This is a genomic window from Enterococcus pallens ATCC BAA-351, from assembly GCF_000407485.1.
Classification (GTDB): domain Bacteria; phylum Bacillota; class Bacilli; order Lactobacillales; family Enterococcaceae; genus Enterococcus_A; species Enterococcus_A pallens.
Map to the genome: position 1 here is coordinate 158,405 of NZ_ASWD01000001.1, position 13,618 is coordinate 172,022.

13 protein-coding genes are annotated in these 13,618 nt (G+C 38.8%); 8 read left to right on the forward strand and 5 right to left on the reverse strand.

Features of this window, described 5'->3' with window-relative positions; genetic code table 11:
* Nucleotides 1-34: 34 nt before the first annotated feature.
* Nucleotides 35-1,168: an alanine dehydrogenase gene (ald, locus tag I588_RS00805; protein WP_010757024.1), complete on the reverse strand. Its 1,134-nt coding sequence runs from the start codon at nucleotides 1,166-1,168 to the stop codon at nucleotides 35-37.
* 251 nt (nucleotides 1,169-1,419) lie between these two features.
* Here ald and I588_RS00810 point away from each other — a divergent pair, with 251 nt between their 5' ends.
* Nucleotides 1,420-1,818 (forward strand): hypothetical protein, encoded by a 399-nt coding sequence (locus tag I588_RS00810; protein WP_010757025.1) that lies wholly within the window; start codon nucleotides 1,420-1,422, stop codon nucleotides 1,816-1,818.
* Nucleotides 1,819-2,101: 283 nt separating this feature from the next.
* On the opposite strand, the gene I588_RS00815 is transcribed toward I588_RS00810, so the two are convergent.
* Entirely contained in the window at nucleotides 2,102-3,622 is a 1,521-nt protein-coding gene (locus I588_RS00815; RefSeq protein WP_010757026.1) for an AcpB/EbpR/MafR family transcriptional regulator, read from the reverse strand.
* 313 nt (nucleotides 3,623-3,935) lie between these two features.
* On the opposite strand from I588_RS00815, the gene I588_RS00820 reads away from it, so the two are divergent.
* The 3 genes from I588_RS00820 (at nucleotide 3,936) to I588_RS00830 (ending at nucleotide 6,173) form a co-directional block, all read left to right on the forward strand.
* Entirely contained in the window at nucleotides 3,936-4,211 is a 276-nt protein-coding gene (locus I588_RS00820; protein WP_010757027.1) for an HU family DNA-binding protein, read from the forward strand.
* A 219-nt stretch (nucleotides 4,212-4,430) separates the two neighbouring features.
* Nucleotides 4,431-5,327, forward strand: coding sequence for a permease (locus tag I588_RS00825; RefSeq protein ID WP_010757028.1), 897 nt, complete (start codon nucleotides 4,431-4,433; stop codon nucleotides 5,325-5,327).
* Nucleotides 5,328-5,339: 12 nt separating this feature from the next.
* Complete coding sequence (locus I588_RS00830; RefSeq protein WP_010757029.1) at nucleotides 5,340-6,173, forward strand: TIGR03943 family putative permease subunit; 834 nt, start codon at nucleotides 5,340-5,342, stop codon at nucleotides 6,171-6,173.
* 41 nt (nucleotides 6,174-6,214) lie between these two features.
* Here I588_RS00830 and I588_RS00835 read toward each other — a convergent pair whose 3' ends face one another.
* Nucleotides 6,215-7,372 (reverse strand): cation diffusion facilitator family transporter, encoded by a 1,158-nt coding sequence (locus tag I588_RS00835; RefSeq protein ID WP_010757030.1) that lies wholly within the window; start codon nucleotides 7,370-7,372, stop codon nucleotides 6,215-6,217.
* Between the two features lie 252 nt (nucleotides 7,373-7,624).
* On the opposite strand from I588_RS00835, the gene I588_RS00840 reads away from it, so the two are divergent.
* From I588_RS00840 to I588_RS00850, 3 genes are all read left to right on the forward strand, one after another.
* Entirely contained in the window at nucleotides 7,625-7,972 is a 348-nt protein-coding gene (locus I588_RS00840) for a hypothetical protein (protein ID WP_010757031.1), read from the forward strand.
* A 519-nt stretch (nucleotides 7,973-8,491) separates the two neighbouring features.
* Entirely contained in the window at nucleotides 8,492-10,399 is a 1,908-nt protein-coding gene (locus I588_RS00845) for a glucosaminidase domain-containing protein (RefSeq protein WP_010757032.1), read from the forward strand.
* 315 nt (nucleotides 10,400-10,714) lie between these two features.
* A complete protein-coding gene (locus tag I588_RS00850) occupies nucleotides 10,715-11,854 on the forward strand; it encodes an NADH-dependent flavin oxidoreductase (protein WP_010757033.1) in 1,140 nt (379 codons plus the stop codon).
* A gap of 31 nt (nucleotides 11,855-11,885) precedes the next feature.
* Here the strand turns inward: I588_RS00850 and I588_RS00855 are convergent, their stop codons facing one another.
* Entirely contained in the window at nucleotides 11,886-12,089 is a 204-nt protein-coding gene (locus tag I588_RS00855; protein WP_010757034.1) for a hypothetical protein, read from the reverse strand.
* Between the two features lie 47 nt (nucleotides 12,090-12,136).
* Entirely contained in the window at nucleotides 12,137-12,583 is a 447-nt protein-coding gene (locus I588_RS00860) for an OsmC family protein (protein WP_010757035.1), read from the reverse strand.
* A 159-nt stretch (nucleotides 12,584-12,742) separates the two neighbouring features.
* On the opposite strand from I588_RS00860, the gene I588_RS00865 reads away from it, so the two are divergent.
* A complete protein-coding gene (locus tag I588_RS00865; RefSeq protein WP_010757036.1) occupies nucleotides 12,743-13,615 on the forward strand; it encodes a formate/nitrite transporter family protein in 873 nt (290 codons plus the stop codon).
* The last annotated feature ends 3 nt before the right edge of the window (nucleotides 13,616-13,618 follow it).

Here is a 13,618-nt window from a genome sequence, read left to right on the forward strand (position 1 = left end):
ATATCTTCCGGTCTGACTCTCAATAAATGACTAATTAATGAGCAGTAATTTCTTTGCCCAATAGCTCAGATAATGGGGTGTAGGTCATTGATAAATCATTGGCAACTGCTTCTAAGGTTAATCTTCCCCCATAAGTATTTACGCCCCGATGCAAAGCAAGATTGTTTTGCAAAAGCTCTTCCAATGGATTGTTGGCTAATAGGTTTGCATAAGCCAACGTACTGTTGCTTAAAGCATAGGTTGCAGTTTGTGGAACCGCACCAGGCATGTTCGCTACAGCGTAGTGAACAACTCCTTCTTTAACATATGTTGGGTCATCATGAGTAGTTACATGATCGACTGTCTCAAAAATTCCTCCTTGGTCAATCGCCACATCGACGATTACTGAATGATCCGGCATACCGGCAACCATATCTGTTGTAACTAAAGTAGGTGCTTTATGTCCTGGAATCAGCACCGCTCCAATAACTAAATCGGCTGTTTTTAGCGTTTCTTGAATGTTGTAGCGATTCGACAGCAATGTTTGAACTTGGTTATCAAAGATGGTATCCAATTCTTTCAATCGAGGCACGCTTACATCTAAAATAGTTACATTGGCCCCCATACCTAGCGCAATTTTTGCGGCATTTGCGCCCACTGTTCCGCCACCGATTACGACTACATTTCCGCGACGTACCCCTGGAACACCAGCTAACAGGATACCTTTACCGCCATTTACACGTTCTAAATAGTTGGCACCAATTTGTGATGCCATGCGGCCAGCAATTTCACTCATTGGCGCTAAGAGCGGCAATGAATTGTCAGCAGGCTGGACATTTTCATATGCAATTGCGGTGACACCACTTTCTACTAAAGCTTCAGTTAATTCTCGGTTCGCAGCTAAGTGAAGGTAAGTGAACAGCAGTAAATCCTCACGGAAATATTGATACTCTTCTTTTAAGGGTTCTTTCACCTTCATTACCATTTCCGCTGCCCAAGCTTCTTTAGCTGTTTGAACAATAACAGCGCCAGCTTCTGTATATTCTTCATCTGAAATCGCCGACCCTAATCCAGCATTGGTTTCTACCAAGACTTGATGTCCGCGACTGGTTAAGTCAAAGACTCCAGAAGGCGGCAGGGCCACACGATTCTCATTGTTTTTAATCTCTTTTGGAATACCGATTTTCATAATACCACTCCTCAACATTTTTTGTAAGCGTTTACTAGTTCATTGTATCGAAGATTCAGCGGAAATCAATTAAAATGTGTTAAGAAAGTGAAAATTCTTTTATTATTTTAAACCGCTTGTGAAAAGAAGAGCATGGATGATTTTGGGGAAGTGAGAAAATAAAAGAATAAGATTCTCTTTCAATGAAAAGTTTTTCATTGCGCATTTCCTTTAAACTGGTGATAATAAAAGAAGAGTAAAGGAGTCTTAGTATGTCAGAAAAAAGCCAACCGGATATTATAAAAGAACAAATCAGTTTTATTGAAGCTAGAATTACGCGTTATGAAGAACTAAGAGACGGTTCAATGGTGCGGCGCATCCTTTTTGGTGCTGGAAATCAATCAAAGTTAGGCTTTCTAGGTTTAGTGATTGGCTTCATTCTGCTAATATACGCACTTCTGCATTATTCTGAAGGCTTGGAAATTGGATTAGTCGGTCTATTATCAGTTTTACTGTTGAGCTATTCGCTGATTCAGTTAAATGTGATTCGTAAAAAGAATGGACCAGAACGATTTGATCGAATGGTAAAGAGTCTCACTCAGGAAAAAAGCTCGATGGAAAAAGAATTACAGCGTATCTGTGCTGCCGAAAAGGAAATTAAAAAGCAATAAGAAGATCGGAATTAAGGCTTGTATGTGAATAAATCACAAGAAGCAGTGGCGTAGTTTTTATACGATGCCGCTGCTTCTTTCTATTTTTTGTTTTAAAAAAGTTGAGCTCAACTTTACAATTAAAAAGTGCAGGAAAGAGAAACGCAAGCTTCAAAACTGAAGAAGCAAAAAACCTTCAACAGGCGTTTTTATGATTATATTACTCATGGTGAACAAATTGCCCGAAGTCTAAACAGTAGCTAATTCCAATTAGCAATATCACGATTGTACAGGCAGCGTAGAATCAGACAACTTTTCCTTTATTTTGCGGACAGGAGGGATCATAACTGTCAATAAACTGTTGGATTATAGCAAAATCTTTTGTAGTTGGGTAAGAGTTTATCGTAATTACCGGACAAAAGCTCTTTAACTCAGGCATTGTAACATCTGTAATCAATAGATCATAATTCTTGGTTAAATGGGACAGTTCTTGTTGAGTGATACAAGGATCTCTGTGGAAATGACAATCTAAAGGGCCATCAATCCAGTTCTTCAAAACATTCTGCCAAAAACGCTCTTGATTCGGAGAAGCATCTGACAAGAGCAGCACAGTTAAGGGAGCTGCTTGAACAGATAAACGATCCATCAAATTATCAATTGATACGATTAAGCTCCATAAGTAAGTCTCGATCGTTTCTTCATAAGTGGGCAGCTGGAGATGCTTCAAAAAGCTTTCGATAAGGTTAGTTAACTGATTAATAGGACGGGCATAAATTTTTTTCAGCCGCAGCAGACTATATTTTCTTTGCTGAGACAAGATTTGCATCGGTCTTTGTTTCGGATAATAAATGAATAGCTCATTGCCTAAGTGTCGTAGTGCGAGTTGAATTTCCTCTTCTGTTAAGGTGTTTCCTACAGCCTGATTAAGTTTGCTTAGTAATTTGATATGTTGAGAATAAAAATGAGCCAAGGCGCTATTGTTTTGTTGCAGAACAGCTTGCTGGTGGGCAGTTAGGACGAGATTACCGGAAAAAAATGGCCAAAGTGCTTCAATCATTAGAGCGTCACAAAGGGTTATGCGACATTCTTGTTTTATGCGTAGTGCCAACTCAGAGTGTGCCGACTTTTCCGGTAGCTGTAAACCAATAGGATTAGTCTGCTTAAAATTTAGCTGGTAGCCTCTTCGTCGTCGATGCAGACAAATCAGGAAATGGTGCATCAGATGAAAATGAGTGTTCATTGTGTTTTCCACTTGATTGATGATTAGCACCTCTCGGATATAGCGATCAATCAATCGCAGGAGCGTATCCGAAAATCCGTATTCGTGAAAGGCCAGACGGTGCTCCTTGAAAAGCAGGTAGTAAAAATGACGCAAGAGTTTTTCATTACCTTCTATTTTTAACGGACGAGTACGCAGGCTAATTCCCCATTGTAGAAAAAAATAATCGAATTGAGTGACTTTAGTATAGAAGGAGGAAAAACTACACTTCAAGTAATTGGCGTTTTTTTGAATGCTATAAAATTTCTGAAAAAACACTTGCTTCAAAACTTGGAAATCCAGAGAGGTTTTAATCACTTCTGCATATAGAGAATCAATCGAGGCATAAGAATGAAATTGGATCGCATATCCTCCATGACTCTTAACAATGTTCAACGGAAAAGCTTCGTTGTTTAATGCATAGATGTCACTATGTAAAGCTGGCAGTGAACAGTTTAAGGCACTTGTTAAGTAATCAGCAGATAAAGGGGAGTCTGCATAATAAAGCAATTCTACGATGTAAATTCTTCGTTGCGTTTCTCTTTTCAACAATTCCCGTAAATACATTTTCCCAATCCCTTATTTCAGTTAGTATAATTATAGAAGTGACAAAAAAATCAGATTTTGTCAGCAATCTTAATCAGTAGTTATTAAAAAAACATAGATAATAATCATTATAAGGAAAAACATGTGATGGAAAGCAAAAAGCTCAAGGCTTAAAAAAATCTTAGAAATAATTATTTTATTTTAGATTCCTAAGTAAATAAAAAGGAAATTTGGCGAAAAAAGTTGGTTAAACTGAGAGATAACAGTTGCCTTTCTGACGAAGAACGAATAGAATTATCTTTGGAATAATTAAAAGAATGATGGAGGCTATATCATGATGAATAAGCAAAGCTTAGTAGAAAAAGTAGCAGAGAAGACTGGATTAACTAAGAAGGATGCAACTGCAGCTGTAGATACTTTATTTGACAGCATTCAAGAAGCACTGAAAGATGGCGAAAAGGTTCAAGTAATCGGCTTTGGTAACTTTGAAGTACGTGAACGTGCAGCTCGTAAAGGCCGCAACCCTCAAACAGGCGAAGAAATCACAATTGCAGCAAGCAAATCACCAGCTTTCAAAGCCGGCAAACAATTAAAAGATTCAGTAAAATAAGCGTTATTAGCTGCCTTAATAAAGGCGGCTTTTTCTTTTCCCTAGAAAATGATTTTGTTTTTTCAAGCTGCGGTTGAATAACTTCTTTTAAAATAATGGATGTTATTTAATCCTGTACTATAAAAGTATCTTAAGACACAAGACAAACCTTAAAAAAGGTCTTGTGTCTTTTTTTGCGTAGGGGTATAGTAATGAGCGACAAAAAGAGGAGGTTGAGGTATGCTGACAATTATTCCTCATTCAATATTGCAGATGAGTACAATTTTTCTATCCATTGTAGTGGAGGCTGTTCCGTTTGTAATGCTGGGCTGCATCATTTCTGGTGCATTACAGGTATTTTTAACGGCTGAACGAGTGCAGCGTTTACTACCTAAAAATAAATTTCTGGCTATTTTGGTTGGCTCCGGCTTAGGTTTTTTCTTTCCATCCTGTGAGTGCGGCATCGTGCCGATTGTTACGCAATTTATGAAAAAGGGTGTGCCAGAGTACACAGCCTTTGCTTTTATGGTGACAGCACCAATCATTAACCCAGTTGTTTTGTTTGCGACCTTTATTGCATTAGGTAATAGTGCCCGTTTTGCACTGCTGCGGGTGGGAGGAAGCTTGCTGGTAGCGTTAGTTATTGGTTCGTGGATTGCTTACTTTAACAAATTGCCGATTATGAAGGAGGAGCTGGTGGAGGGAGCTCATGCTCACCACCACCATACCCATGATCAAAAAAAGGAAAGTCGAATCTTTGCTGTTTTGACTCATGCGATTGATGAATTCTTTGATACAGGCCGTTATTTGATTATCGGCGGCTTGATTGCGGCCAGCATGCAGGTCTATTTGCCGACACAGGTCTTATTACAGCTAACGTCTTCAAAAATGATTTCTATTCTTGTCATGCTTCTATTGGCGTTCACCATGTCCTTGTGCTCGGAAGCAGATGCTTTTGTCGGTTCGTCTTTATTATCCTTATTTGGGGTTAATTCAGTGGTGGCCTTTCTAGTATTTGGTCCGATGGTGGATATCAAGAATTTGATGATGATGAAGCGTGTTTTTCATGGCAAGTTTATTTTGCAGCTGCTGGCGTTGATTACGGTAGTTGTCGCCTGTTACGCGTATTTAATATAGGAGGAAATCACGATGTTCCGCTTTTTGATTTTATCGGGCTATTTTGAGTGGATGATGTATCTGCAGGTATCTGGTAAGCTGAACCAATACATTAATATCCACTATATATATTTAGTTTACTTAACAATGGCTTTATCGTTAATTTTGGCTCTCGTACAGCTAAAGTTGTGGGTAGATAAAAGTGAAGGGAAAAAGCATGATGACCACCATGGACACGATCACGGATTAACTAAACCTTCACAAAAATTGATCGCCTATGTGTTACTAAGCCTGCCGCTAATTGCAGGCACGTTGTTTCCTACCATCAGTTTAGATACTACAATTGTGGAAGCTAAAGGGTTCAGTTTTCCAATAAGTAAAGAATCTGTAGGTGATCCAGAAATGAATACCCAGTATCTAAAGCCAGATACTAGTATCTACTATAATAAAGATGATTACCAGCAACAAATGGACAAGCTGTTAGCCAAGTATCAGGAAAATGATGTTTTAAAGGTTACCGATGAAAATTATTTAGAGGTGATGGAGCTGATTTATAATTATCCGAATACCTTTGTCGGTAAAAAGCTTTCTTATGAGGGGTTTGATTATCAAACAACCAAGGATCAAACCTACAATTTCCTATTCCGATTCGGGATTATCCATTGTGTGGCTGATTCTGGCGTTTTTGGTTTGATGATGCATTTGCCGGAAAATGCTCAGGTAAGCAATAATCAATGGCTGCATGTAGAAGGCACAATAGAACTAGACTATTTTGAGCCTTTCAAGCGACAGTTGCCAACCTTAGCGGTAGAGCAAATTCAACCAATTGCTGCGCCAGAGAATCAGTACGTGTATCGTTCATTTTAATAGACAAGTAAAACCGCCAAAAAAATTTTCTGGCGGTTTTTTTATAGCAAGTAAGTTCGATCAAAGGTAATAGACATAACTGCTTCAGCATTTTCTTTAAGATAATTTTCAGTAATAAGTGTCTGAAGTTCTTCATTGGTTAAGCGCAGCTCTTCAGGGACGACAAGATCAAAGTAAATGACTTCTGGTTCGCCACTAGTGTCAATCCGTAAATCGTGTAATCTTAGTTGCGGATGAATTTCCCGAAGCACTTGTTTTAATTTTGGAGCGACTCGTTTAAAATCCTGATCATCTAATGGATAAGGATCCACATGACAAACCAGATCAACTCCAAGATTGGTTTTGACTTCCTGTTCGATGGTGTCGATAACATCGTGGGCATGTGGCAAACTCCAGTCCTGATTTACCTCAATATGCACAGAAGCAAATACACTATTTGGCCCATAGCTGTGAATCAGCAGGTCATGATAACCAATAATATCGGGAAAATTATCCAAATGCGCACGAATAGCACCGATTTCATCATCTGGGGCACGGACACCCATCAATTCATCGATAAATTCTTTGATCATTTTGATTCCAGTAAAAATAATGTAGAGTGCGATTAGAAATCCAACGTACCCGTCAATTCGCCAACTGGTCAGCCATTCAATAATAGCAGAGAATAGTACAGCGATTGTGGTATATACATCGTTAAAGCTGTCCTGAGCAGTGGCCTTCAAAGTATTGGATTGAATAGTTGCGCCTAGCTTGCGATACATCAACCCTTGCCATACCTTCATCAAAATGGACAGAATTAGGACAATGTAGACAATCGATGAGAGCTGTACGCTGCTTGGGTGAAGAATCTTCATAAAAGAGCTATCTAAAAAGCGGATTCCTACATAAGTAACTAAGATCGAAATTACAAAACCACTGACGTATTCGAAGCGCTCGTGACCATAAGGATGATCCTTGTCTGCTGGCTTTCCAGCAATTTTAAAGCCTGCTAGAGTGATGATGGAGGAGGCAGTATCTGACAGGTTGTTCATCGCGTCAGCAGTAATGGAGACACTGCCTGAAAGCGTACCAATGAAAAATTTAGCAAGAAACAGTGCCAAATTTGTTAGCAGACCCATAATCCCAGCAACGATTCCTACCGCGGTTCGCTCACTGGTTTTAAAGGTTTGTTTTACTTTGTTAATGATAGTTGTTAGCATAGTGTTCATCCTTTATTTGGCATTAGATGATAGTATATCGCAAATAAAAGTCAGAAAAAAGCTTTAAGGTGAGCCTAAATGATAAAAATTTCAAATAAAGGTAAACCTTAAATATTTAAAGTTTACCTTTAAAATAAGAGGATGATACTTTTCTGAGGTTTTAATAAATTTTTGTTTTTGATACAGGACATTAAGCAAATCTTTCTTTATAATACTATGTAAAGGTGTACAAATGCTGAGGAGGAACTAGTGATGGATGAGCAGACAACAGATATTTTATTATGGGACGTTGAAAATGAGGATGTTTTAACAGCCTTGAAGGATTTCAGTGAAGACTGGAAGATTTCACAAAACAGCGACTTGAACGAATATTTGCGCAGCTACCCTGGCTATTTTAAAAGCGATGAAGCAACGCGAGAAGCTATGCGTCTAGTTTTGGGTTATGCTAAAGAACTGATGGACGGAAAACGCAATTCAGTTGATTTCTATGAAAATAAGATATGGAAACTAGAGAATGGCAACCAAGTGCGGTTTGCTCATTATTACGAACGGGAAATTGCCAAATTAATGCGAAAAATCACTTCTGTTAAAAATGACTAATCTTATTCAATATTCTCTGTAATATAGGAGGAACAATCACAGCATGTTGTTATGGACAATCATAATGACATGTTTTTTGTTGTGTAAAACAGCTGAATAGTGTCCCTTTCGAAACAAATTCCCTGCTTTAGTAAACTTGCTGCTTTCGCAAATAAAATAATCCGAAACAAACTTAACACTTATTGCTTTGGATTCTGAAAAAAGTAGTCCTTCTACCAAAAGTTTGTGATTTAAAAAAAGAATGCACAAAATAGAAAGAGCTGATCATTAAATTTGCATTAGGCATATAGTCTAGTTGTATAATAAGAATTATAAAGCTAACTTTGCCGGTTAAACCCTTGAAGAAAAGAAAATTTATTTTGAAAAATAAAGTAATAAAGATTAGTGAAAATGATAGTAATTGAGGTGAATTTAATGCGGATTTTTTTAGACAAGCCATCGAAATCATGTTATGATATTAATATCATTTAGAATTGTTTGAATTCTAAAATTCTCTAAGCAGAAATGAGGGATAAAGTCTTGTACTATAAAAAATTAACTAGTTTATTAACGTTGGGCGTGCTGATTGCTCCAACTGTCCTTTCTACTCAACAAGTGTTGGCAGCTGAAACGCAGGAATCAACTGTTCAATCCAGCAGTCAAACGATGGAGTCTACGGTTGAATCAACAACGCCTGCTCCAGAACCTGAACCTGAGCCAACGCCAGAACCTGAACCAGAAGTAAAATCATTCAGCTTATTCGCTGAAGGTCATGCATTAACCGAACAGGACTACACGGATGCTGCTGGCAATATCATTCAGTTTGACCATTTTTCTGATATTAAAAAAGAAGATGTGATTCAATATGCAGTAACGTTAAAGGATCCGGCTAAGACGATCATCAAAGAAGTAAAAGTCATCAACCGAACTACTGGGGCAGTGATTAAGAGCAGTGCCAAGGCAGCTGATTCTTTCGTAATGCCTGAGGCGGATGTAGAGGTTCAACTGATTGTTGCTGCCAAAGAGCAACCTAAGCCAGAAAAGCCAGCTGAAAATACGAATAACGACAAGAAACCTAGTGAGCCTTCTAAAGACGGACAAGCGACAAATAATACGAATAATAATACAAGCAATAATTCAGCCGCACCAGCTCCGGCACCGGCAGAGGAAGCACGTCAGCCTGAAGCGGGCACAAGTGATATTCGGGTACCATCTGATCAACCGACACCGACTATCGGGAATGATATACAAAACGCCATTGTTCAAGAAGCTTATCGTCATCTAGGGAAGCCTTACGTATGGGGAGCTAAAGGACCAAATGCTTTTGATTGTTCTGGATTAGCTTATGCTGTCTATGCTGCAGCAACTGGTCACTATATAGGTGGTTGGACAGGTGATCAGCAGTATTCAGGAACTCAAATTCCTGTTAGTGATGCACAGCCTGGAGATTTATTATTTTGGGGTGCCCCAACAAGTGTGACGACTCACGTGGCTATTTATATTGGCAATGGTCAGTATATTCATGCACCACAGCCAGGAGACGTTGTAAAAATTGGCAGTATCAGCAGCTTTGCTCCAACCTTTGCTGTTCGAGTGAATATTGCAGGATTACCAAAAGCAACGAGCTCTCTAGCCAATGCCTTTGGTCAATACAGCACTGATCAACCATTTGTTTTCAATAAGAACCAAACCACTGATCAATTTATCGAAAAAATCGGCGAATGGTCTCGTGAAATTGGACAAAAGAATGGGATTTATTCCTCTGTCATGTTGGCTCAAGCTATTTTGGAAAGTGGATCAGGAAATAGTGCCTTGGCAGCTGAACCAAATTACAATCTATTTGGTATTAAAGGAAAATATCAAAGCACTAGTGTAGCGTTCCGTACGCTGGAACAGGATGCTGCCGGCAGCAGCTTCCAAATTACTGCGGAATTCCGCAAATATCCTTCTTATAAGGAATCGTTGGAGGATTATGCCAAACTAATTAAAGAAGGTATTTCCGGCAATTCAGATTTTTACAAACCAGCTTGGAAATCTGAAACTGAGTCTTACAAAGAGGCAACTGAGTATTTGCAAGGACGTTATGCAACTGATAAACGGTATGCTGAAAAGTTAAATGCGATTATTGAAGCTTATGATTTAACCCAATATGATCATGCAAAAAGCAAGGATAATCAGCGCCCAGAGCTTACTGCAATGAAAACCAGCTTTTCACTAAGCGATACTTTGCAAACAAAGCTTATTACCAATTTGGGCTTTAGCACTAAGATTCCTGAAGCAATTTCAACTAAAAACTTTGTTAATTTATTTAGAGGCGACAGCTTGATTGCATTAGCTGCCAGCTCAGTGCGTTCCAAGGAAAAAATTGAACAAACGAGTTCTCAAACTGCACCATTGTATGTAGCACTAAGCAAAAGCTTAATCGCTGTTTTACCACCAATTCAATAAAGAGAGTGAACCTTAGCCTAGAATTACAGGCTAAGGTTTTTTTGGGGGGAAAAAGTTTGCAGGAAAAGGGAGTATCTAATTTGATGACAAATGGCTATTTACATTTATTATCCAAACAAAGATAATAGAATTAAGAAAGCGTTTTTTTGGAATAGTCGTTTAAGTATAAGGTATACTTCTAACTAAGGTGATTACAAATGTCTATTTCATGTAATTAAAGAAGCTTGATTGGAATTTTTTATATGGAAAGCCTCAAGTGGAAGTAGGATTAAATTCTTTTGTTAGTGATAAACAAGAATGGAAAGAGGGATAGAAATGACCGAAAAATATGAGAAAATTTTGACACCGCTTACCTTAACTAATGGTGCTGTATTGAACTATCGAATTGCCATGGCGCCAATGGTTGCACAGGGATCGAATTCAGACGGGACGGTTTCAGAAAATGATTTGAATTTTTATAGTGAACGCTCGAATGTAGCGGGCATGATTATTACTGGTGCCGCGACAATTTGTGAGAGAGGTAAGGGCTTTGATAATCAATTGTCAATTTCTGATGACCAGTATCTAGACGGACTCAAAAAGCTTGCGGAAGCTCTAAAAAAAGACGGCAACAAAGCAATTATTCAACTGTATCATGGAGGCAGGGAAGCAAAATCTAGCTATGAGAGATTTGGAGAGGTAGTTGCTCCCAGTGCGGTAGAATTTCCCTTTTTACCTTACGTTCCTCGCGAGTTAACCGAAGAAGAAATCCAGAAGATTGTCTCCGATTTTGGGATAGCTGCGAAACGAGCGATGGATGCAGGCTTTGACGGAGTAGAGATTCATGGAGCAAATCATTATTTGCTGCAGCAGTTCTTTTCAGCGTATTCCAATCGGCGAGATGATTTTTTGGGGAATGATTTAGAATGCCGGATGAATTTTCCTCTGGCGGTAGTAAAAGAAGTGAAACGAGTAGTGAAGGAATATGCCAAACCTGATTTTATTGTGGGTTATCGGTTTTCCCCTGAGGAGATCCATGAGGATACCGTGGGATATACGGTGGAGGACTCATTACAGCTTATCGACAAAATTGCTGAGCATGAACTGGACTATATTCACGTGTCACTCTTTACGAAATATAATGACAAGCCGGCAGGAAAAGAGAAGACCTTTGCTGAATTGACTAAAGAAGTCGTAGGTGATCGTGCTGCAGTTGTGATTGTTTCAAATATTTTTTCAGCCGATGATGCGCTGGATGCCTTAAAAATTGCGGACATTGCCGCGATTGGCCGTGAATCGCTATTGGAACCAAAGTTTGTTGAAAAAATTGCTGCTGGAAAGGCTGACACAATCGTTTCAACTTTGAAGCCTGATCGGGTTGGTGGTCTGCTATTTCCAGAAAAGCTGAAGGAATGGTTTTTGGAAGAGGGCAGTGCCTTGCCGCCGCTTCCTGGCGATGAATTTCTTAAATCATAAAGAAAATGCTCTCGAAATGATCGAGAGCATTTTAGCTGTTTCGGCCAAACAGCAAGACAAAAAGAACCATGTACAGTACAGCTATTTCAAAAATTGCAAAAAGCAAAATTAAAAACAGCTGAATCATTCGTTTTCCTTTGAAAGATTTGAGTGCGCCAATTAAGACTAGTACTGGTGCGATTGCGAATAGAATAAGTGGAAAGATGAAAAAATTTCCTCCAAGCGAGTTGAACATTTGGGTCCTCCTTTAAGGATAGTCTTAAGTGGCTTTTGTACATGAGATCAGCTCGCTGAATGAAAGGAAAGGTGTGTCTCCATTTCTGGCGAATTGACTATTGTATCCTTCACCGGACAGGTCCGTTCAATAAAGTTGATAAACTCCTCAATTTCCGCTTGTGAATTATCGGCTTCGATAGTATAGTTCGTAATAATTTTTGAAAAACCCACCTTCACGTTTGGTTTGCCCTTCAACCGGTCAGAATCAATCTCACCCAAGAGTTCAACTTTCATGGTTTTCAGCTGAATATGATGTGTTTGATAGAAAAACCGAGCTACCATCATTTTGCAGGCGCCTAATGAGCAGAGCAGTGCTTCTAAGGGATTCATAGCCTGATTGGTACCACCTACGTTCTCAGGTTCATCAATTAGAAATTCAAATCCACGGGATGAGCATTTCAGCTGCAAGCCACCTACTGATTCTACTTCTGCTTTTAAAATTTGCTTTGTCATTTTCTTCCTCCTAGCCGTTTTTCTTAATCATACCGCGTTCATTAACATGTTAAAAGAGTATCATGATAAAAGATTAATGAAAAAGAAGTTGAAAACACACTGAAAATAATGTATGATAAGTGCAATTATGCCCTTAACTTAGGAGAAGGAAGGAAACAAATGAAGTCAAATTTAACAATGGAAATAGATGAGGAAGCGATGGAAAATTCAAAATCGAATGCGCCATCTCAAACTGTTGTGAAATATTTCCCATTAATGAGTCAATTAGATAAGTCAATTAAAAAGAAAAAAGAACTGTTGGATAACAGCTTTCCGCGTTATGCGGTTCGTTCCATGTTTGCTTGTTTGTTTTTAGCATTGGGAACAGCGATTGCTTTTTATATTGCTATCCGTACACAGGAAGCTATTCCTGGTTTGGAAAAAATGAGCTATGCTTTTATGTTCAGCTGGTCCTTGGTAATGATCCTATTTATGAATGCGGAGCTTGGAACTTCTAACATGTTGTACATGACGGTTGGCGTTTATCGCAAAAAGATTTCCGTCAGCTTTGCAGCGAAATTATTGTTTACTTGTATCTTGTTCAATTTAATCGGTGGTGTGCTTTGCGGGTATTTATTGTCATTGACGGCACCGTTTAGCCATCTAGAAGCTGGCAATTATATGTTTACGGGAATTGCCAGTAAATTAGCTAAACCGACTGTTCAAATTTTAGTTGAAGGTATGTTTGCTAACATCGTAGTAAATACGGCTGTCTTAGTCAGCATGCGCATGAAGGACGACGCTGGTAAAGTTATGGCGATTATTTTCATCATCTTTATCTTTGCTTTCTTAGGCTATGAGCACGTTATTGCTAATTTCCCTGCTTTTTCATTGGCTTACTTTGCTTCTCATGGCACCATTGAAGGAATGAATGCAGCAAGTGTCCTGCACAACTTGTTCTTTACGCTAATCGGCAACTTTATCGGTGGCGGATTGGTCATGGGACTAGGCTATGCTTGGTTAAATAAAACTGAAACTTCATATGTTGATTAAACA